Annotated in this window: 18 protein-coding genes and 5 pseudogenes; 20 read left to right on the top strand and 3 right to left on the bottom strand. The window is 68.3% G+C overall.

What is annotated here, in order from left to right:
- Nucleotides 1-89: 89 nt before the first annotated feature.
- The 12 genes and pseudogenes from ACWC91_RS24790 to ACWC91_RS24735 form a co-directional block, all read left to right on the top strand.
- Nucleotides 90-491 (top strand): annotated as a pseudogene (locus ACWC91_RS24790) (transposase); the annotation flags it as partial.
- Nucleotides 492-634: 143 nt separating this feature from the next.
- Nucleotides 635-1292 (top strand): annotated as a pseudogene (locus ACWC91_RS24785) (helix-turn-helix domain-containing protein); the annotation flags it as partial.
- A 63-nt stretch (nt 1293-1355) separates the two neighbouring features.
- A pseudogene (locus ACWC91_RS24780) lies at nt 1356-1547 on the top strand (hypothetical protein); the annotation flags it as partial.
- Nucleotides 1548-1837: 290 nt separating this feature from the next.
- On the top strand, nt 1838-3190 hold the full coding sequence (locus tag ACWC91_RS24775) for an ATP-binding protein (RefSeq protein ID WP_141365636.1): 1353 nt from the start codon (nt 1838-1840) through the stop codon (nt 3188-3190).
- Entirely contained in the window at nt 3187-3621 is a 435-nt protein-coding gene (locus ACWC91_RS24770; RefSeq protein ID WP_109382247.1) for a roadblock/LC7 domain-containing protein, read from the top strand. Before ACWC91_RS24775 ends, ACWC91_RS24770 begins: the two co-directional genes overlap by 4 nt.
- Nucleotides 3618-3989 (top strand): DUF742 domain-containing protein, encoded by a 372-nt coding sequence (locus ACWC91_RS24765; protein ID WP_225080330.1) that lies wholly within the window; start codon nt 3618-3620, stop codon nt 3987-3989. Before ACWC91_RS24770 ends, ACWC91_RS24765 begins: the two co-directional genes overlap by 4 nt.
- Nucleotides 3970-4566 (top strand): GTP-binding protein, encoded by a 597-nt coding sequence (locus ACWC91_RS24760; RefSeq protein ID WP_281156638.1) that lies wholly within the window; start codon nt 3970-3972, stop codon nt 4564-4566. The genes ACWC91_RS24765 and ACWC91_RS24760 overlap by 20 nt, the downstream gene beginning before the upstream one ends.
- Complete coding sequence (locus ACWC91_RS24755; protein ID WP_225080332.1) at nt 4563-5801, top strand: cytochrome P450 family protein; 1239 nt, start codon at nt 4563-4565, stop codon at nt 5799-5801. Before ACWC91_RS24760 ends, ACWC91_RS24755 begins: the two co-directional genes overlap by 4 nt.
- A gap of 90 nt (nt 5802-5891) precedes the next feature.
- Nucleotides 5892-7016: a geranylgeranyl diphosphate synthase CldA gene (locus ACWC91_RS24750; protein WP_225080333.1), complete on the top strand. Its 1125-nt coding sequence runs from the start codon at nt 5892-5894 to the stop codon at nt 7014-7016.
- Entirely contained in the window at nt 7013-8611 is a 1599-nt protein-coding gene (locus ACWC91_RS24745) for a copalyl diphosphate synthase (protein ID WP_225080334.1), read from the top strand. The genes ACWC91_RS24750 and ACWC91_RS24745 overlap by 4 nt, the downstream gene beginning before the upstream one ends.
- A 48-nt stretch (nt 8612-8659) precedes the next feature.
- Nucleotides 8660-10024 carry a cytochrome P450 gene (locus ACWC91_RS24740; RefSeq protein WP_281156634.1) on the top strand — a complete coding sequence of 455 codons (1365 nt, stop codon included), beginning with the start codon at nt 8660-8662 and terminating at the stop codon, nt 10022-10024.
- The gene (locus ACWC91_RS24735) at nt 10021-10986 is read left to right on the top strand and encodes a (12E)-labda-8(17),12,14-triene synthase (RefSeq protein ID WP_281156633.1); all 966 of its coding nucleotides are present in this window, start codon (nt 10021-10023) and stop codon (nt 10984-10986) included. The genes ACWC91_RS24740 and ACWC91_RS24735 overlap by 4 nt, the downstream gene beginning before the upstream one ends.
- Before the next feature lie 436 nt (nt 10987-11422).
- On the opposite strand, the gene ACWC91_RS24730 is transcribed toward ACWC91_RS24735, so the two are convergent.
- The gene (locus ACWC91_RS24730; RefSeq protein WP_450643192.1) at nt 11423-12478 is read right to left on the bottom strand and encodes an ABC transporter permease; all 1056 of its coding nucleotides are present in this window, start codon (nt 12476-12478) and stop codon (nt 11423-11425) included.
- Between the two features lie 73 nt (nt 12479-12551).
- Here ACWC91_RS24730 and ACWC91_RS24725 point away from each other — a divergent pair.
- The 3 genes and pseudogenes from ACWC91_RS24725 to ACWC91_RS24715 all read left to right on the top strand — a co-directional run.
- A pseudogene (locus ACWC91_RS24725) lies at nt 12552-12794 on the top strand (ATP-binding protein); the annotation flags it as partial.
- A 46-nt stretch (nt 12795-12840) separates the two neighbouring features.
- Nucleotides 12841-13089: a MerR family DNA-binding transcriptional regulator gene (locus ACWC91_RS24720; RefSeq protein WP_450643190.1), complete on the top strand. Its 249-nt coding sequence runs from the start codon at nt 12841-12843 to the stop codon at nt 13087-13089.
- 29 nt (nt 13090-13118) lie between these two features.
- On the top strand, nt 13119-13469 hold the full coding sequence (locus ACWC91_RS24715; RefSeq protein ID WP_450643188.1) for a hypothetical protein: 351 nt from the start codon (nt 13119-13121) through the stop codon (nt 13467-13469).
- Nucleotides 13470-13542: 73 nt separating this feature from the next.
- Here the strand turns inward: ACWC91_RS24715 and ACWC91_RS24710 are convergent, their stop codons facing one another.
- The gene (locus ACWC91_RS24710; RefSeq protein WP_450643186.1) at nt 13543-14805 is read right to left on the bottom strand and encodes a DUF418 domain-containing protein; all 1263 of its coding nucleotides are present in this window, start codon (nt 14803-14805) and stop codon (nt 13543-13545) included.
- Nucleotides 14806-15000: 195 nt separating this feature from the next.
- On the opposite strand from ACWC91_RS24710, the gene ACWC91_RS24705 reads away from it, so the two are divergent.
- The 4 genes from ACWC91_RS24705 (at nt 15001) to ACWC91_RS24690 (ending at nt 18567) form a co-directional block, all read left to right on the top strand.
- Entirely contained in the window at nt 15001-15669 is a 669-nt protein-coding gene (locus tag ACWC91_RS24705) for a response regulator (protein ID WP_141365611.1), read from the top strand.
- A complete protein-coding gene (locus ACWC91_RS24700) occupies nt 15666-16811 on the top strand; it encodes a sensor histidine kinase (RefSeq protein WP_450643185.1) in 1146 nt (381 codons plus the stop codon). Before ACWC91_RS24705 ends, ACWC91_RS24700 begins: the two co-directional genes overlap by 4 nt.
- 599 nt (nt 16812-17410) lie before the next feature.
- Entirely contained in the window at nt 17411-17995 is a 585-nt protein-coding gene (locus ACWC91_RS24695) for a transposase family protein (RefSeq protein WP_450643183.1), read from the top strand.
- Between the two features lie 8 nt (nt 17996-18003).
- A complete protein-coding gene (locus ACWC91_RS24690; RefSeq protein ID WP_308043225.1) occupies nt 18004-18567 on the top strand; it encodes an ISAs1 family transposase in 564 nt (187 codons plus the stop codon).
- Between the two features lie 213 nt (nt 18568-18780).
- On the opposite strand, the gene ACWC91_RS24685 is transcribed toward ACWC91_RS24690, so the two are convergent.
- Nucleotides 18781-19359: a fasciclin domain-containing protein gene (locus ACWC91_RS24685; protein ID WP_141365607.1), complete on the bottom strand. Its 579-nt coding sequence runs from the start codon at nt 19357-19359 to the stop codon at nt 18781-18783.
- A 327-nt stretch (nt 19360-19686) separates the two neighbouring features.
- Here ACWC91_RS24685 and ACWC91_RS24680 point away from each other — a divergent pair.
- A pseudogene (locus ACWC91_RS24680) lies at nt 19687-20459 on the top strand (transposase family protein).
- The last annotated feature ends 241 nt before the right edge of the window (nt 20460-20700 follow it).

Here is a 20700-nt window from a genome sequence, read left to right as displayed (position 1 = left end):
AATAGCCACCAACTGTTACAGGCACTTCGGCTGCTGGTCGACGCAGTTGCGCCCCGGAGCCGGAGGCCGACGCCGAACTCGACTTCTGGGTCGCGCAAGCGGCTCCCCGGCTGGTGGATTTGGTCGGTGTGGGCACCGAGACAGCCGCCCGACTCCTGATCACCGCAGGTGACAATCCCGACCGGCTGAAGTCCGAAGCTTCCTTCGCCCACCTCTGCGGGGCAGCCCCCATCTCCGCGAGTTCCGGCCGGATCAACCGCCACCGCCTCAACCGCGGCGGCCACCGCCAGGCCAACCATGCCCTCCATGCGATCGCCCTCGTGCGGATGCGCTAGGACCCCCGCACCCGGCTCTACGTCGCGCGACGCACTACCGAAGGGATGTCCAAGAAGGACATCTTCCGCTGCCTCAAACGCTTCATCGCGCGAGAGGTCTACAAGCACCTGACCAGCATGAATATCCCACAGCCAAACCTCCCACAGGCCGCTTGACGATCTATAGGAGCTTCCTGGGGACGCCAGGGGGCCGCGTCAGCTCGGCTCTGCCTGGGCGATGGTGGACGGGATGGGAGTTCCCCGCGCACGCCACGATGGGGACCCGCAGTCGGGAACGGCGCCCCCTCCATCCCGGTGCCGCGCAGTTCCTCTACGGCGCCACCGGGACCATGGCCGCCGACACCGCCGATGGCTCCTGGACGTTTCTCCCGGGCGGGCGCTCTTGATCCCCGCTGCGACCCGGCACCGCGTCCGCATGCTCCAGGTGAGCACCCGGAGCCTGTACATCGAGCCGACGGCCGTGCCGTGGTGGCCCGCCACCTGCACGGTCGTGGACGTGCCGCCGCTGCTACGCGAACTGCTGCTGGCGGCAGTCGAGTTCGAGCCCGACTACGGTCTGTCCGGACGCGACGGGCACGTCGCGGCGCTCCTGCTGCACGAGATCGCCGCGCTCGCCCCGCTTCCGTTCCACATCGGCTTGCCCGCTTCTCCCGACCTCGCGGCGCTCTGTCGCGCCTACCTGGCGGCCCCGGACGTGACCGTCGCCAATGCCTCGTGGGCCACGCGGACGGCCGTGAGTGAACGTGCCTTCACCCGGCGATTTCGCAGGAGACAGGAGAGAGCCCGGCCAGTTGACGGGCCCGCGCGCGGCTGTTGGCGGCGCTCCCCATGCTGCGTTCGGCCTCCGTCATCGAAGTCTCGCGTCGGCTTTGCTACGCCTCGCCTGCGGCGTTCACCGCCGCCTTCACGCGCGCCTGCGGCGGACCGCCGTCCCGGTTTCACCGCTCGTCACCGTGACGACCTCCTGGGCCCGTCGCCGGACAGGATCATTTCCCGGAAAGGCTCACTGTGCTCATGTGCAAAGTCGGCACCCGGGACCTGCTCGCCCGGCTCTTCGGAGTCAACGGCAGCACTCTCGCCAGGGCCGTTCACCCAGTCCGGTCCCTCTTGGCCGAGCACGGCCGCACCGATCCGCCCTCGACGGCCAGGTTGCCCTTGGAATCTGCATTGTGGACGCGACGTGAAGATAGCCACGCGCTGATCATCTTATGAGTAACATGCCGGATCGTCTGCTCGTTGTCGACCGGAGCGAAATGCCCTGCTTCCCTTGGTTCCCAGTATGCCTGGCGTGTCCGTGTTCCGTTTCTCGGTGCGAACCTGCCGCGGGACGGGCTCCTGGGAGCGCGGAGTTCCGGGAAGCAGGCCGTCCCACGCGGTGGCCTTCAGACGTGCGCGCCTCTCCCTTACCCACATCGCCAGGTCTGCCTGTCGGGCGTGAGCTTCCGCTGTGTCGCCCGATGCCGGCCGGGGCCTGGCTCTGACCCTCCGAGGACCCCCTATCCGTGACATCAAATCCCGAAGCTGCCCTTGCGGTGCTGGGTGCGACAACCGCAGCGGGCGCTGTCGCCGCAGCGGCTCTGGCCAGATCCCGCGCGGGCCTGTCACGTCGCTGTGCGGCGCTAACCCGGCAAATCGCTGAGCAGAATGAGGCGTTGGCAACCCTCCGGGCCCGCGAGAGGGCGCAGTTCGAAGAGTTGCGCCACCTGGTGAACAACCGGCTGCCCGCCGCCGCTCTGCACTTGATAAGCGATCATCATCCCGTGCCCGACGGCCTGTTGAACGACAACAGCGACTTCGCGGTACAGGCCCAGGCGGCGCACGACCTGTTCGTGGAGACGCTGATCGGTGAGCGCGGCCGTATCGACTCCGCCGCCCGGGCGGCACTGCGCGGCGCCTGCACGGCCATCCAGGCCCAGAGCTTCCGGCTGCAGACGCTCATCGACGAGCTGCAGCGCGACTGCCGCGACCCGGAGGTCGTCAGGGAGTATTTTCGTATCGACCAGCTCAACGAGCAGGTCCTCCGGCTGGTGCAGAAAGCGGCCATCGTGAGTGGTTCGTGGCCCGGCCTGGTCCGGCCGGACACTCACCTCCCGGACGTCGTCGCGGGAGCCACGTCGCGTCTGAACGGATTCGAGCGGATCCAGGTCCACACCAAACTGCTGGTCGGCGGGGTGGGCATTGTCGGCCGGGCCGCAGAACCGGTGGCGGTGGCGTGCGCCGAGCTGATGGCGAACGCGCTGGAGTCCTCACGGGGCGACTTGGCGGTGGAGGTCACCCTTCTGCAGACGGACAACGGCAACGTATGCATCCAGATCGACGACGCGGGCAAGGGTATGACCCGCGAGTCCGTCGCGCGCGGCACCCGGCTGGTGACCGGCGAGAATGCCGGCAAGCTGCTGCTCACTGAGCTGGGCGACCCTCCGGCACTGGGTTTCGCGGCTATCGGGCAGCTGGTCGCCGACCACGGCTTCCACGTGTCCGTCGATCAGGTCTCCCCCTATGGCGGGGTTCGTGCCGTGCTGGCGGTTCCGAAGCATCTGCTGACCACCATCGACGAGCAGGCGGAGCCGCCGTCGGCGATGGCGGCCCTGCCGGCCCCGGCGCCGCGCACGCCCGTACCTCCTGACGCCGCGGAGCGCGGGGAGGGGTTGCGTGACGTCAGTGCGCCGTCTCCGCGTGACGCCAGCGGGCTGCCCCAGCGCCGCCGCCGGAGCGGATCCTCCCGTGGCCGCTCTCTGACTCGTACGGCTCGACCGGTGGACCCGGATGCGGCCGGCGCCGCATGGGGTGACTTCGAGCAGGCCGTCGCCGCCGGACGTGACGCAACCGACTCTGAGAACAAGGACAAGTCTTGACCCAGTCAACTCTCAGTGAGCAGATACCCGACCCGTCCTGGGTCCTGGGCCCGATCATCGAGATCGGCGTCCGGCATGCTCTGATCCTGTCCGCCGACGGCATCGTCGTCGGAGCCTCGGGCAGCCTCGGCCGCGATGACTCCGAGGGTATGGCGGCCATGGTGTCCGCCCTGCACGGCGCCGCGCGCGCGGCGGCCGTCGTCTCGCTCGAGGCACCCGAGGAGACTCCGATCTCCACCATCACGGTCCAACTCGACGCCTCTGGAACGCTTATGGTCATGCCGGCCGGCGGAGCCAACGCGTTCATCGCCGCTTCCTTCGGCACCGATGTGCCGATGAACATCGTCGCGCACACTCTCGCGCGGCAGGCGAAGAACCTCGGCGAGGCGCTGATGTCCGTACCCACGCGCTCCCATGGCCCGTCATCATGAGCCCGGGCCCGGCGCGACGACTGGTCCCCAGTTACCTGGCCACTGGAGGCCTCAGCGCTCCTGAGCACAGCACGCTCGAAGACCTGACGGCCTTGACCGCCACCGGCCGACCTGCGCTGCCCCATCACACGCCCGCCCATCAGCGACTTCTCGACCTGGTCAGTGACGGCGGGCTGACCGTGATGGAGATCGCGGGCTATCTGCGTCTTCCGATCGGCGTGGTGAAGATGCTCGCCGCGCAGCTGGTGTCCGACGGTCACCTGCGTGCCGCTGCGCCGCTTCCGGACGCCCTTGCTCCCACCGCTAACGCCGGACGGCCCAGCAAGGCCCTCCTGGAGGAGGTTATGCATGGGCTCCTCGCCCTCTAGTGCGCCGGTCTACCTGCCGGACTCGAACCACGAACGGGTGAAGATCCTGGTGGCCGGGCCGTTCGGTATCGGTAAGACCACGATGATCCGCACCCTGTCGGAGATTCCGAGCCTCCACACCGAGGAGGTCATGACCGACGCGGCGGCCCATCTCGACGAGCTTGCGGTCGCGGACAAGAAGACCACCACGGTGGCCATCGACTTCGGCCGTCTCACCATCGCCCAGGGGCGAATCGTCCTGTACCTGTTCGGCACGCCCGGGCAGCGGCGGTTCAAGCCCCTGTGGAGCGACTACGCCCGTGGTGCCCTGGGCGCACTCGTCATCGTGGACACCCGGAGACTGGCCGACTCCTTCGAGGTCATGGACCTCATAGAGGAGAGCGGCCTGGACTATGCCGTAGCCGTGAACCAATTCCCCGAATCCCCCACCTATGACGAGGAGACGCTCCGCGTCAAGCTCGACGTTGAGGATCACACCCCCATGGTCATCTGCGACGCGCGCGACTGGGACTCCAGCCTCAACGCGCTGCGAGCCCTGGCCGCGCACCTCGTAACCCGCGCCGGAGGCAATCTGTGACGGCCGCCCCCAACGCTGTACCGCTGTACGGACCGGAGCATGCCGTCGACCCTCAGCGCAGCTACCAACTGCTGCGAGCACAGGGCCCGGTGGGTCGCGCCGAGATCGATCCCGGCGTCGTCGTGTGGGTGGTCACCGACTATCGGGCCGCTCTCGACCTGTTGCAGGACCCCGGCACCTGGACCAAGGACACCCGGGGCTGGGACACGACGGTGCCGGAGGACAGTCCGGTCAAGGAGCCCTTGCAGTGGCGGCCCAGCCTGTTCTTCGCCGACGGCGAGGAACACGCGCATCTGCGAAAGGTCATCACCGACAGTTTCGCGCTCCTCGACCCCCAGTACCTGCGGGATGTGACGCGGCGTCACGCGGACACCCTTCTGGACGAGTTCGCCCATACGGGACGGGCCGACCTGGTCGCCCAGTACGCCCGTAGGCTGCCGCTCATGGTCCTGAACACCTTGTTCGGCATGCCGGACGAGGGCGCGGACCAGCTCATGTCGGCGATCGAGGCGATGATGAGTACGGTCCCGCAGGCCAAGGAGGCGGGCGAGCAGGCCCTCACCGCGTATCTGGGCGGCCTCTACGCCATGAAGAGCGCGCGGCGCGGCCGCGACCTCACCTCCTGGTTCATCGACCACCCGCACGGGCTCAGCCCGGAGGAGGTGATCAACCAGGTACTGATCACTCAGGGCGCGGCCTACGGCACGCTGGCGGGCCTGATCGCCAACACCCTCGCGCAGATGCTCTCCGACCAGCGGTACCGGGGCACTCTCACCACCGGGAGTCTGCCCATCAGGCACGCCATCGACGAGGTGCTCTGGGCGGATCCGCCTCTGGCCATGTACAGCCTCCACCGCGCACGGCGCTCCGTCACGTTCCACGGGCGCGCCATCGAGGCCGGAGAGCCCATCATGGTCTCCTACGCGGCGGTCAACACCTGCCCCCACGCCGGTCAGGTGAGCGACGAGCAGCGCTCCGACTACAAGGCACACCTCGCCTTCGCGGCCGGTCCGCACTCCTGCCCCGCCGAGGACATCGTGTTCGTGGTGTCGGTCGCGGCCATCGAGCGGCTGATGGGCAGGCTGCCGGACATCGAACTCACCGTCCCGGCTGCCACTCTGACGTACCAGCCAGGCCCCATCTATCGCGTCCTCACCTCACTGCCCTGCCGTTTCACTCCGCAGACACCGGATTCACGGAGATCAACGCGGGGTAGCGTCCCCGTGTCCGCTTGATCTACATCACCAACACCGACAGCTGACCGACCGCCCCCGGGGTGCAAACCCGGGGGCCGTGTTCTGCCCGGCCACGGGAAAAGGGCGATTTTGCGTGGGATTCTCGCTTCAAGGAAGGTACGTGCATCGATGGCTGGTACCGCGTGGGACACCGATATTCCGACCCTTATATCCGTTCGTGACGATGTAGACGCGGTACTCGAGGACTTCGTCGCCGTGCAGGAGCGGGCAGCACTCGGCCCGGAAATGGCGCCGCTGTTCACCACCGTCCGCCGACTTCTCTTCTCCAACGGCAAGCGACTGCGCCCCTTGCTGTGCGTGGCGGGATGGCAGGCCGCAGGCGCATCGGGAGACTTCCACGCGGTCCTTCGCGTCGCCGCCGCCCTGGAGCTGTTCCAGACGTTCGCCCTGATCCACGACGACGTCATGGACGACAGCGATACCCGCCGCGGACGGCCCTCGGCCCACCGCGCGCTGGCCGCCGAGTACATGAGCGGCGGTGGGCGGCTCAGCAAGGCGGAGGCGCACGGCCGGGGTGCCGCCGTCCTCCTCGGTGATCTCTTGCTCGTGTGGTCGGACGAAATGCTGGCGGGCGCAGGGCTCGGGACCGGGACACGGGCCCGGGTCCTGCCGCTGGTGGACAGCATGCGCGCCGAGCTGGTCTACGGGCAGTACCTGGATCTGCTGTCGACCGACCGGATGTCCGGCGACGTCGAGGCCGCGCTGCGGGTCGCCCGGTACAAGACGGGGAAATACACCGTGGAACGGCCCCTGCACCTCGGCGTTTCCCTGGCCGGCGGCGATCCGCAGCTGCTGCAGACCTGCACCGATTTCGCCATCCCGCTGGGAGAAGCGTTTCAGCTGCGCGACGACCTGCTCAACGTCTTCGGTGATCCGGTACAGACCGGCAAGCCTGTCGGAGACGACATCCGTGAGGGCAAAGCCACCGCGCTCCTGGCTCTCACGGTCCAGAACGCCTCCGGGGCCGACCTGAAGCTGCTCAGCACCTTGGTCGGCAGCCCGGAACTGGGGAGCGAGGACATCGACCGGGTCCGCACCGTCATGGAGACCACAGGCGCCCGGCAGCGGGTCGAAAAGATGATCACCGCCAGGCGAGACACCGCTCTCGCCACGCTGGAAGAAGCAGACCTGCCCCAGGACGTCGCCGAGACGCTGAAACAGATCGTATGGATAGCCACGGAAAGGCAGTCATGAGATCCATATCCCGCCAGGCGACCCCGATACGGGCACGGCACACGAACAGCTACGTGGAGCGGGCCCGGATTTTGGTGACGTCGGTCGACAACGATCCCTGGGGCAACGTGCGTCCCTCCGTGTACGAGACGGCCCGGGTGACCTCCTGGGCACCATGGCTGGAGGGACACGAACGCCGTCTGACGTGGCTGCTGGAGCGGCAGTCCGCCACCGGCAGTTGGGGAGAGGGCCCCGCGCCGTACCGGCTGCTGCCGACGCTCAGCGCCACGGAAGCCCTCCTGTCCACGCTGCGCCAGGACACGGCCGCAGGCGTCTCGCGCGAGCGGCTCGCCGCGGCTGTGGACAACGGGCTCGCCGCGCTGCGGGACCTGTCCAGGACCGGTGGGTGGCCGGACACGGCGGCCATCGAGATCCTCGCCCCCGACCTGGTCATCCTGATCAACGACCACCTGGACCAACCGGAGGTCGCGGCCCTGTCCCGGCTCGGCCCGTGGGCCCGCGGGCAGCGCCTGGCTCAGCCGCGCGGATTTCAGGCGGCGCTGCCCGACCGCGTGGCCGAGCGGTGCCAGGTGGCCGGCGGTGTGCCACTCAAGCTGCACCACACCTTCGAAGGGGTCGCGCGCCGCCTGCAGCAGATGGTGCCTGGCGTCCCGGGCGGGCTGCTGGGCAGTTCCCCCGCCGCCACCGCCGCCTGGCTGGCCACCGGTCCCGGCACGGGCCGGGAACAGGCGGTCACCGCACTGACCGCCGTGGCGGAGCGTTATGACGGTCTTTTCCCGGAGGCCACGCCGATCTCCGTCTTCGAGCGGCTCTGGGTCGCCGCCGCCCTGGCCCGTCCCGGCCTGCCCGCCACCTGTGTGCCACCCGTCCGCGCCTGGGCTGCGGAGATCTACGACGCCGCCGGCGTACGCGGCGCCCCGGGCCTGCTGCCCGACACCGACGACACCGCCATGGCGGTGCTGGTGTCCGCCCTCGCCGGCTCACCCCGCGATCCCTCCCCGCTGTCCGCTTTCGAAGCCGGCGACCACTACGACTGCTATGTCGGCGAGGACACCGGCTCCAGCACAGCCAACGCCCACGCCCTCCAGGCGCTCACCGCCTGGCTGAGCCACCGGCCCACGACAGGTGACGCTCTCCAGGCCCGTATGGACCTGACCCGCGACTGGCTCCTCGCCCAGCAACAGCCCGACGGCGCCTGGTGCGACAAGTGGCACGCGTCCCCCTATTACGCCACCGAACGGTGCGTCACTGCTCTCTCCGGACACTCCGGCCCGACCACCCGCGACGCCGTCCGCTCGGCCGCCGACTGGGTACTGGCCGCTCAGAACGACGACGGATCCTGGGGGGTGTGGGGTGGCACCGCCGAGGAGACCGCCTATGCCGTGAACATCCTCCTCAACTCCCCGGATCACACGGGCAGGCCAGAGGCCACCCAGGCCCTGAAACTCGCCGAGGACGTCCTGCGCGAAGCCGTCCACTCCTCCGGCCACCACCACCCTGCCCTCTGGCACGACAAGACCCTCTACGCCCCCCAGGCCATGGCACAGGCCGAGGTGACCGCCGCGCTTGAGCTGCTGCAGACACGCCGGCCCTGAACCGTCCCGCCACCCCTTCAGCCCGGATCACAGACGGAGGCACCAACCGTGAACGCCGACCTGCACGTTCCGCCATACGCTCCAGGGCGTGTGCCGCTCATCGGACACGCGGTGCCTCTGGCAAGGGACCGTCTGGCCTTTCTGCAGCGCCTGCGCGAGCACGGGCCGATCGTGCGTATCTCGATCGGCCCGAAGACGGTGACCGTCATCAACTCTCCCGAGCTCTTGCAGGAGATGCTCACCAGCAAATCGGGGCACTTCAGCAAAGGGCTCCTGTTCGAGAAGCTGAAACTCTTCGGCAAGGATGCCCTGCCGGTCGCGGAGGGCAGCCGGCACCTGAGGCGCCGCCGCCTGATGCAACCCGCGTTCCACCACCAACAGGTCGACCAGTACGTCCGGACCATGCACACCACAGTCGATCCGATGATCGCGGCATGGCAGAGCATGGGGCCACTGGATCTGAAGACCGAGATGCAGTTGATGACGCAGAACGTCGTCATGGGGGCCTTGTTCTCCACCATTCCCGACCGCGACACCGGGCACGCGATCCTCACGAGCGTCGACACCCTCTTCGCCGCGGCGCTCCGCCGTGCCCTGCTGCCACTTCCCCTCCTCGAACGGCTGCCGACCCGGGGGAACCGGCGGGCGCGGCGTGCCGGCCATGTGATGCGTGCTGCTGTGGGTGAGGTCATCGCCGACCACCTGGCGCGGCCGGAAGCCCACGACGACATCGTGTCGCTCCTTCTGTCCGCCCAGGAGCCGGACGGTACGCCGCTGGCCGACGAGGACATCCTGTCCGAGGTCACGGGCCTGCTCGCGGCGGGTTCGGAAACCACTGCGGTCACCTTGACCTGGCTGTTCCACGAGCTGGGCCGTAACCCGGACCTGGAGCGGCAGTTGCACAACGAGGCCGACACGGTCCTCACGGACGAGCCCCTGACCACGAAGACTCTGACGCGGCTCACGTTCACCCGCAGACTGGTCAACGAGAGTCTGCGCCTGTACAGCCCGGCATGGCTGGTGACCCGTCAGACCACCGAGCCGGTGCGGCTCGGAGCCGTGGATCTGCCGGCCGGGGAGGACATCGTTTGGAGCCCCTACACGCTGCACCGTGACCCCGGCCTGTACCCGGACCCACTCCGCTTTGATCCCGACCGTTGGCTGCCAGAGCGTCCGCAGCCCCCGAAGGGGGCGTTCATTCCCTTCGGCGCCGGAAAGCGGCAATGCATGGGCAACGAGTTCGCCCTGGCCGAAGCGACCCTGATCACGGCCCTGATCGCGTCCCGCTGGCGGCTGCGGCCCGTCCCAGGACCTGCCGTTCGGCCGGTCGGAGCAATCACCCTGCATCCGTCCACGTTGCGCATGACCGCCGAGGCGCGGACGCCCGTGCGCCGCCACCGGGAGGCCGTATGACCGGCACCGGCGATGCGGCGACGATGCTGCCTCAACCGGACTTCACCGCCACGTTCCCCGGTCCGTTCCCCACGAGTCCGCACGGGAATCACACGGAACGCCAACTCCTCGGCTGGCTGGAGGAGTACCCGCTGCTCCCCTCCGCCAGGGCCAGGAGTGTTCTGGTGAACATCACGAGTCACGGAGCATCGCGTACCTTCCCGACCGCCGACGCGGACGATCTGGTGCTGTTCGCGGAACTCCTGCTGTGGCTCACCGCGTTCGACGACGTGCACGGCGAGAGCAACGCCGCCGGCGACCCGGTTGGTCTTGTCGACCGCTCCGCTGAGCTGATGCTCGTCCTGGCCAGCGGCAGCCCGCCTCCCCTCATGGGCCCGTTCCCCGCCGCCCTGTACGACCTGCTTGCCCGTTTCCGGGCCCGGACCGGCCCAGCCGCGTACCTCCGACTTGCCGCAAGCCTGCGCGACACCATCATGGCTCTGGTCTGGGAGGCACACCATGTGGCGGAGCCGGAGAGGGTTGCGCTCGCGACCTATCTGGAGATGCGTCCGCACACCGTGTTCGTCAGGACGATCATTGCCGCGGCGGAGATTGTCCTGGACTACGAACTGGCGGACGCGCAGCGGGCGCTGGCGCCGGTGCGGCACCTGGAGACCGCTGTGGCCAATCTCGCGGGCTGGATCAACGACTTGGCCTCCTACGAACGTGAGGTGGCGCGAGGGCCGGTGCAGCCATTGAGCCTGCCCACGCTGCTGCGGGCGCGGCACGGCGGAAGCCTCGAGGAGGCGTTTGCACGCGCCAGCGGTATGTGCGAAAACGAAGCAGCCGTCGCCCGGCGATGGATCACGAGCCTCGCCTGCGATCCCCCGAGCACGCTCACAGCCCACGCCCGCGCCCTGGAGGGCATCGCCCGCTCCTTCATCTGGCACACCAGCCATGCCCGATACCAAGGCCCCAAATAAGGCGCTGCCCGCTCCGTCCGCTCGGCTTGACGAGCAGCGGTGTGTCGGCGCTCGTACGACCTGGACTGACTGGTGATCACCCCGACGCCAAGGCCGCACTCGACTTTCCGTCGCCACATGGGCCTTGGTCCAGGCCGGTGGGCCGAGTGCCGGCCCCGGGCCGCCGGGCCACGTCGGCGCATCGCCAGGTCCGCACCTCGGCCGCCGGACCGGGCAATCCGCCCGGCTCCGCCCCGCGGCAGGGGCGGAGCAGTGGTGCGCCCGCGAGCGCTTCAATTGGGTCGCCGAGTGGCCCCGCCGCGGCTCGAGGCCGATGGACAGCGACGCTTCAAAAGGACCATTGGTGGGGCGGCTGACGACGTTGGTTCAAGCATGGGTCGCAGCGCCCGCGCCTGGGTCGGCCACCCCGTTCCCGTGCGACGGACGACCCTCACGCTCATCCCGCACCGGGCTCGGTGGCCGGTGCGCTCGCCCGAGCGCTTGGATGGCGTGCACGCCCTACGAGGAAGACCGACATGCCGACCAGGCACCACACAGCGAGCACGACATAGGGCTCGATGTGCTGGTTGTGAGGGAAGTAGATTGCGTTGCGCTGAGCACTCACCGATGCGCCCGGTGGAAGGAACCGTCCCAGAAAGCCCAGGACCGGAGGGAGCAGCGGCCAGGCAACTGCGCCTCCGGAGGAGGGGTTGCCGAGGATGACGAGCAGCAGCCACGTCGGCAGAAGTGCCCAGCGGCCCAGGAAGGTATGGAACGCAGTAAAGATCATGCCGGCGGTGAACATGGTGAGCGTGCAGATGCCCCACGACTGGGCGAAGGGCAGCCGCACCACGCCGAGCACCCAGTCGGACATGGCACAAATGCACAAGCCACCCAGCACGGAATAGCCGACGGTAGTGGCGATCCGTTCGGCGGGGCGCAGCGTTTGGGCATGCACCCCGAGCTGGATGGCACCGACGAAACCTAGGATGGTCGAGCCCAGGGCGATGTAGAAGAGCGCGAGCCCCTGGGGGTCAGTGGCCGGAAGCGGCTTGATATCCCTGACCTGGACGGAGATACCGAGCGCCCGACCCACGTCCGGGGCGCTTTGGCCGAGGACCCGGGCGACCGACGCACCCGCCGCGCTCGCCACGTCGACCTCCACGCCGGCCGGACGGCGCTGCAGGATCGCGAATTCCCTCTGCGCGTCGACCGCGGCGAGCGCACTGCCGTAGTCGGAGTACGGGTGCAGGATCAGCGAGGTGCGGAGCGCGGACTCCAGCGCACCGACGAACCGATCGCCGCTGGCCGACTTCCCCGTCACCGCGACGGGGATACGATGCGGTACGGGATTGGCCATCGCCCAGCCGTAGGCACCGACGAAGAGACCGGCCAGTGCGGCGACGATGAGCGAGATCACCACCGCCGGCACGAAGCGCGAGGACGTCAGCCGCGACCATCTACCCTGACGGGGCCGCCGACGAGGCTCCGCTGCGGACCGATGTTCGCCCATAGCTGTGATCGTATGGGGGGCGAAGAGCAGCGTCCGGCTGCCGCACCGGATGCGTCGCCTTGACCTCGGTCTTATGACCTACCGCAGCTTCGTCGCCGAACCGCTGATGGCCGAGTACGACGCCCTGGGCCGCCGCAGGTCGAAGCTGCGGGCCAAGGCGGCGAACCTTCCCCGGGAGAAGGCCCCCGCTGACCTCCGACTTTTCGACGCCAACCCCAACATCACCCCAGCCACGATCCATACGCTTGCCAGCTCCGAGTGGATCAAGAAAGGGCAGCCGCTCTGCCTGATCGGTGACTCCCGCACAGGCAAGTCCCCCAGATAGCAGTACAGGGCCGGCAGGTGCGTGCGCGCCAACGGCGATGGCCACCGCGTCCCGGTCCCCTCGGGCAGTGAGGGTGCCGGCGGGTTCGAGCGGCGGTGAAGTCGCGGCGATGAGCATCGGGGCCGTCGCGGAACGCTTCGGTCTCCCCACGCACGTCCTGCGGCACTGGGAAGCGATGGGCCTCCTCGCCCCCGCACCAGCGGCACGGCCGCGGACTGGTCGACGGTGCTCGTCGAGTCGAGGTGCCCGTAAATGGTTGCCAGCTCGTCGTTGTCGTGCCGGTTGAGGTGGGCGCGCCCCCTGCAGGTGCCCAGGTTGGCGTTGCCGAAGTTCGTGTCCTGGTCCTGGTGGTCGAGGCCGAAGGTGCGCCCGATCTCCTGGCAGGCCACCAAGCCTCTCCGCGACGGGGTGTTGTACGTCGCCGTGTTGAAGTACGTGTCGTTGAGCTTCGGCGTGCCAGAGGCGAAGTGGATCCCGCCGCTGACGGATGTGGAGGCGACGCCGAGCCAGACGGCCGCCCGTTCGGCCGGGGATGGTTGCACGACGATGACGGTGGCCTGCTCACACGCGTCGAGACAGTCTCACCGGCCGGACCTGGGCGATGGATCCCAGCTCGCGCTTCAGCGCGGCGAGTTGGGCAGCATGGTCGACGCCGCGGAGCCTTGACCGTGCCACGGCGGCGGCCCCGGCAGACGATGACGGCGCACAGGGCCGCCGCCTGGGCGGGAGCCTCCGTCTCTCACTTGATGAGCTGGGCGGGCCGGGTCGCGATGTGGAGCAGGTACTCCAGGGGGCCGCGCCGGAACAGCCGGGTCCAGACCGTCGCCAGGAGCGTGGCACCCGCGATGAAGCAGAGCAGCACGGGCAAGGCAGCCATGGTCTCGTCCTCGACCCTGGCCACGTGCCAAACGTCGGTGAAGAACCAAAGAGCGACGATGTGGAGAACGTAGACGGTCAGCGCTGTCATACCGACCGCCGCAATGGGTGTGGCCAGACGCGTGAGGCGCGGTGTGCGGGCGGCGACCGTCAGACACGTGGCCACCATCACGAGGGCGATGCCCGTGTTGCCGAGGATGGAGAAGGTCGTCTGGCTGTGCGGTGCGGCCACCAGCAACCACGCGAGCGGGGTGCGGTTCTGTGGCTCGCCGACGCTGTCGGACCACCACGCGGACGACGCCGAACCGCCGTCCGTGGCGGCCGCGACGGCGGAGAGAGCGTGGGGGACCAGGCGCAGGGCCAGCCAGGAGCCTCCGTAGCCGAGGAGAGCGAGTGCCCCGCCGGTGAGGGCAAGCCGGGAGCGGATGCGGGAGCAAGAGAGATCGAGCCGGGCCACCGCCATGCCCGCGATCAGGAACGGAATCCAGGTGAGAACCGGATACTCTCCGGTGAACAAAAGTTCGATGATGCCGTTTGTGTTGCTGATCCTGGCCAGCGGGTCGCCGGCTGTGATGGCATCCGCCCAACTCCCCTCCTCGATCGATTTCCTTACCGCGTACAGGACTTGGGGCAAGATCAGTGCGCCCGCGCCGGCGACGAGTGCGAGCGTCCTTGCCCGCAACCTGTACAGCGGGAGCGCGGTCAGGAAGAGCAGCCCGTAGAAGCTGAGGATCACATCGACCTGAGTGTCCAGTGCGGTCAAGGCGTAGCCGAGCACCAGGAGGATGACGGCGCGGATCACGATCCTGACGACCGCCCGCCGGCCGAGGCGCCCTGTCCTCGGATGCGGGCGGCCGGTGATGATGACCAGCGAGAAGCCGGCGAGCAGGGCGAAGAGGGCGGAGGAGCGGCCCCGCGCCAACTCCAGGAGGATCCCCATCGGTCCGCCCACCGTCACGTCGGGTCCGACATGGGCGGAGTACATGCCGAAGACGGCGAACCCGCGGGCCAGGTCGATACCGATGAGCCGGCCCGTCGACGGTGCGCTGACCGGGGTGGACGAGCGATCCGTCCCGAGCTCACGTGATACCTGTGCCGACAGGGTCAACGATGCGTTCTGCGTCATGCCTTCAAGGTCGACCGACCAGTCGTCCCAGCCACCCCGGCGACTTTCCAGAGGCGCCCCGTCGACTGGCCGGAGTTACCTGGCCGACTGGCCGGACCCGCGCCGCCGTCTGGCGGGAAACGCACGTCGGTCGCCGACAGACGGCTTCGGGCGTGGTAAGGATCGAAAGGCGGGCATGCGACGAGCGGAGCGCACGTGATCCGGGTACTGGTGGTCGACGACGAAGCCCTGATCCGCTTGGGCTTCACGCATATTCTCAACGCTGTTGAGGACATTGAGGTCATCGCCGCGGTACCTGGCAGCCAGGCCGTCCGGACGGTGGGCGAGCTGCACCCTGACGTGGTCCTGCTGGACATCCGGATGCCGGACGTGGACGGGCTCACCATTCTGGCCAACATTCGTCGTATCCCCCATCCTCCAGTGGTGGCCATGCTCACCACGTTCGACACCGACGAGTACGTGGCGACCGCCCTGCGCTCGGGCGCCGCCGGATTTCTACTCAAGGACACCGACCCCGAGCATCTCCCCTACCTGGTACGAACCCTGGCCGAGGGTGGGACCGTACTGTCGTCCAAGGTCACCCGCACAGTGGTGGACGGCTACCTCGACAAGGGTGCGCGCGAACCCTCCGCTGTCCGACTCGCTGCCCGGCTCTCTGAACGCGAGCGTGCCGTCCTCATACTGATAGCAGCGGGGCTCGCCAACACCGACATCGGCGAACGGATGCACCTGAGCACCGGCACCGTCAAAGGCCACGTCAGCGCCGTTCTCAGCAAACTGCGGGTCAGCAGCCGCGTCGAGGCGGCCTTGATCGCCGAACGCGCGGGCCTCCTGCCGCCACCACGGGATGGGGACACCCTTTGAACGTCCGACGCCTGCCGGCTCGGTTGCTGGACGCCGCCCTCATCGGGGCGTCGCTGGCTGATGCCTGGGCCCACATCGAGATTGAGGAGCACGCGGCCACGGCCTGCGCGCTGCTCGCCGCGCTTGCCCTCGCGCTGCGTCGCCGCCTGCCACTGACGACCTTCGTGTTCACACTCCCCACCGCCATGGTCTCCGACGCGGTATTCGCAACCTTGGCCGCGCTGTACACGCTCTCCTCTCTCAGCCGCCACCGCATCCTGCTGGCCGGCTGCGCCCTGGCCTACGCGATCACGGACTTCCTGCCCTGGCCGTGGTCGTCCCTGGAGGCGGCCGACCTTGCCGAGACCTCCAGTCTGGTCCACCTCACCTACACCCTGGCCGTCTCAGTCGCCCCCGTCTTCCTGGGACAGCTCGTGCAGGCCCGACTCGAACTGTCCCTTCGACTGTCTGAAATCTCCGAGGCCCGCGAGCACGAACGGCTGCTGACCGCCCAGAGCGTCCTGGCGAAGGAACGCGCACAACTCGCCCGGGAGATGCACGACGTGGTCTCCCACCAAGTCAGCCTCATCGCGGTACAGGCCGGAGCACTCCAGGTGGGCAGCCGGGATCCCGAGACCAGAAAGGCCGCGGCCACGATCCGACGGCTCAGCGTGCAGACCCTGGACGAACTGCGGCACATGGTCAGCGTGCTGCGCGCATCCGGCAGCCGCCCCACAGAGCTCACTCCCCAGCCTTCCATCGCCGACCTGCAGCAACTGGTCGGCGGCAGTGGAATCGAAGCGGAACTGGAGACGGACCTGCCCGAAGACCTTCCGCCCAGCATTCAACGCGCTGTCTACCGTTCCGTCCAGGAAGCCTTGACCAACGTCCGCAAACACGCCCCCGGCGCCACGGCGAGGGTGTACATCCACCACAGGGACGGCGCCCTCCACACCACCGTCATCAACACCGCCCCCACCCGGCCGGCACTACCCCTGCCCAGCGCCCACCACGGCCTCGCCGGCCTGCGCCAACGCGCTGAACTCCTCGGCGGCACGATCGCCGCCGAGTGCACAGTCGACGGTGGGTACAAGCTCCATGTGGAGCTGCCGATGCAGCACAGGCCGCCCCCGGCTGGCGCTGCCGCACCGCGCGAGCCGTAGCGCATCTCGACTCGTCACGAGGTGTCAGGACAGTGGATGGCTGTCGATGCTCGGGGTGCTCGTGCTGGTCGTGGGCGGCCGTCCGCGGAGTAGATCGTCTGTCAGCTCGTTTGGCTTGACGACTGGCCTGCAGCAGAGCGCAGAGGGTCCCGCGAAAGCCCCTACTCGGCAACCTTGAGTTCGAGCTCGCAGTCCAGCGTCTGGATGTACGCCCGGCCACCCTGCTCATATTCGAAGCGGCAGTTGCGTGCTGTCTCCTTCGGTGGTCCGGTGATTTTCATTTTGGCCAGGTAGAAAGATGTCGCTGCCTTTCCCGGCCGGAACCTTGACGGGCTTTGCTGCGTAGTTCTTCAGCCTCGCGAATTCAGGCGTGTACGTCTCGCCTTCCTTGGCCAGAAGCGGGAGACCTTCGGTGTCGTTCAGGTCGTACGCGCCCTACTCCAGCAGGGTCCGTTGCATGATTGGGATCCGTCCGGTGCGCCGGACTGGTCTGGAGTCGCGCTGGACGTCCCGGTTCGGGCAGGGGAGAGCGAACGCAGTGCAGGCACGGTGCCGGTGATCATGTGAGTGTCGAAGTCCCATGAACACCTGGCGAGTCCGTGCCTGCTCCTGCATCTTCCCTCATCCCTGCCGCGCTGGATCAACTGACCCGGGCCTCCGAGCCGGCTCCGCTGCCGGACGCGGTCGGCCTGTCCGGCTTCCTGGACCTGGTGCCCGACCCGCGAGGCGTTCGCGGACGCCGCCATCCGCTGCCCGCGCTCATCGCCGCGACCGCGGCGAGCGTGCTGGCCGGTGCCCGGTCACTCACCGCGATCGCGGAGTGGATATCCGACGTCCCCGCCTGGGCCTGCCGAGCCCTCGGCTTCCCCGTCGACCCGCTGACCGGCGTCGTGTCCGTCCCGCACCCCCACACCCTGCGACGTCTTCTTGTCCAGCTCGACGGCGACGCTCTGGACCGGGCGATCGGCGCCTTCCTCACCGCCCGCGCCACCCCGGCCGGGCCCGGGCTACGGGCGATCGCGGTCGGCGGCAAGGCCCTGCGCGGCTCACGCACCGCCACCACCGCGCACGTCACCGTGCTCGCCGCGATGGAACACACCGGCAGCGTCCTGGCCCAGCGCCAGGTCGCAGACAAGAGCAATGAAATCCCGCCTTCCGGCCCCTGCTGGACACCCTCGACCTGACCGACACGGTGATCACCGCCGACGCCCTGCACACCCAGCACGCCCACGGCACCTACCTCCGCACCCGCGGCGCTCACCACATCGCCCAGGTCAAGGCCAACCACCCCACCCTGTTCGACCGCGTCCGCCGCCTGCCCTGGCAGGACATCGCCCTGGACCACTACGAGCGCACCACGGCGCATCACCGCCTGGAGATCAGACAGCTGAAGTCCGCCGCCTTCGCCCACCTTGATTACCCCGATGCCCGCCAGGCCCTTCAAGTCGTGCGCTGGAGGAAGGACTTCACCAGCGGCAAGCTCACCATCGAGCGCGTCCACCTGATCACCAGCCTGCCACCCGGCACCGCGAGCGGCGCCCGGCTCGCAGCCTGGATCAGAGGGCACTGGAAGATCGAAAACCTGCTGCACCACGTCCGGGACCGGACCTTCCGCGAGGACGACTCCAAGATCCGTACCGGCAGCCTTCCACGCGTCATGGCCGGCCTGCGGCCATCGGCGTCCATCGCCAAGACGGCCGCACCGACATCGCCGCCGCCCTACGCCATGCAGCCCGCGACTTGCACCGACCTCTGACCGCCCTCGGTCTCATCGGATGAACCCGGACAGAAGACGATCACGCAACGGACCCCGGTTTCGGGACCAGACGAAATCGAGGTCGCGCTGGGCGGCGGCTCCCTCGCGGACGTGGGCATGCTCTCGGAAACCGAGTCGACCGCGTTCGGTCCGGTGTGGCGAGGGTGCCGCCGCGGCCTGGAAAAGGCCATCGAGCGGGGGCGCTTCAATGTGTCAGGACGGTGGCCTGAGCACGGAGTCGATGACATACACAGTGGCGTTCGCAACCTTGATGTTGCCGCAGACGATGTTCGCCTTGCCGTTGACCTTGAAGTCGGTGCCCGATCCCGACGTGGTCAGCTTCCCGCCTTCCATCGTCGTGAAGGAACCCTTGGAGAGTTCACTTGGGGTGATTTGCTTGTCCACGACGTGGTAGGTCAGTACCTTCTTCAGTTGGCCCTGATTGCCCAGTAGGGAACTGAGCTGCGACACGGTCAGCTTCTGGAAAGCCTGGTTGTTGGGCGCGAAGACGGTGATGTTGGGCTTCCCGTCGAGGGAGCCGCTCAGCCTCGCCCTGACCACGGCTGAGACCAGCTGGCTGAGTTGTGGATGTGCGGCCGCCCCCTCCGTGACCTTGTCCTTGGACGTGTCAACCTTCTCGGAGAGCGCCGAACAGCCGGGACCGAATGTTCCCGACGGGCTGGGGGACGGACCCTGCGCATGACTTTGCGATGTCAGGCCGCCAAGCGTGAGGGGAATTGCGATCGCAGTTGCCGCGGCAGCTTTGGCTGCACGTGTAGTAGTGAAACTCATAGCAAACCTTCCTCCCGTGGAGGCGTGAACGCTGCTTGAGTCTGTATGGCGGAAGTCGTCGCTTCCGCCGGAGCAGTGGTACGCCCGGACACGGGACTCGTCACCACCCCACACACCGAGGGTATCCAGCAAGTGTCGGCAACCGCATCTTGAAGCACGGGCTCGCCGACGTCCTCAACGGGCGAGGAACGCTCACCCGGTGAAATCCAGGACTGATTGAGCCCTTTCCAACCTGCTTCTGGAGTACGGCGGTTGGGCTGACAACGTGGTGAAACCCCTGGTAGATGGGTTCTCGACCAAGAGAACCGTCTCCACCAGAGGCTTCACGTGCTTGTTTACCCGTCGGGCGTCGACGTGTCCAGCTCTGCCCTCCGCTTCCTCACCCAGCAGTTGCGGCGACACCGCCGTACGATCGGCTCCCGTTGGCGGCGCCTGAGCGCCGGCCGCCAGGCCCTGCTGACACTCGCCCACCTGCGAGTGGGACACACGTATGCCCAACTCGCGGCCGGGTTCGGCGTCGGAACCACCACGGCCTACCGCTATGTCACCGAGGCTGTCCAACTCCTGGCCGCCCTCGCCCCCAGCCTCACCGACGCGGTGCGGACCGCGTCGGTGAAGGCGTTCGTGATCCTGGACGGCACGCTGCTGCCGATCGACCGCATTGCCGTGGACCGGCCGTTGTACTCCGGCAAACACAAGAAGCACGGGATGAACGTGCAGGTCATCACCCCTCCGGTCAACTGCTGTGGGCCTGATCGGCCCTGCCCGGCGCCGTCCACGACGTCCGCGCGGCCCGCGAACACGGCATCGTCGACGCCCTCGCCGAGGCCGGCATCAAGTGCTGGGCCGACAAGGGTTACCGGGGTGCCGGCGGCACGGTCCGCATCCCGTGCTGGGGCCGGCGGGAGACCCTCTCCGCAGGCCAGAAGGCTGTGAACCGATCCCACGCAAAGATCCGGGCCCTCGTCGAGCAGGCCGTCGCCACCCTCAAGTCCTGGCGGCTCCTCCGCAAACTGCGGTGCTCGACCAGCCGGCCGTGGCATCGAAGGAATGGTCGCCGAGGCGGCCGGTATACCAGTTGTCCTCGGGGAACCAGGTGATGAACGCCTGATCGGTCAGGGTGTGGTCGACCTTGTTGACCTTGCTGTACGGCGAGAGCACGAGCAGCGGCTGCCAGGTGCCGGGAGGGCAGCGGTCGGCGAGCCGCCAAACGCCTTGGGCCCTTCTGGCAGGCGGGGCCGTCGGTGGCCTTGCCGTTGGAGCCGAGAGAGGTGTTCTTGAAGTCGTGGCGCGGGGCGAGGTAGGCATGGTCGTGCCAGTCGGCGGAGTCGTCCTGGCGAT

The sequence above is a fragment of the Streptomyces sp. NPDC001204 genome (genome assembly GCF_053598035.1).
The sequence above is the reverse complement of the archived record's forward strand: the minus strand, read 5'-3'. Positions and strand labels throughout refer to the sequence as shown.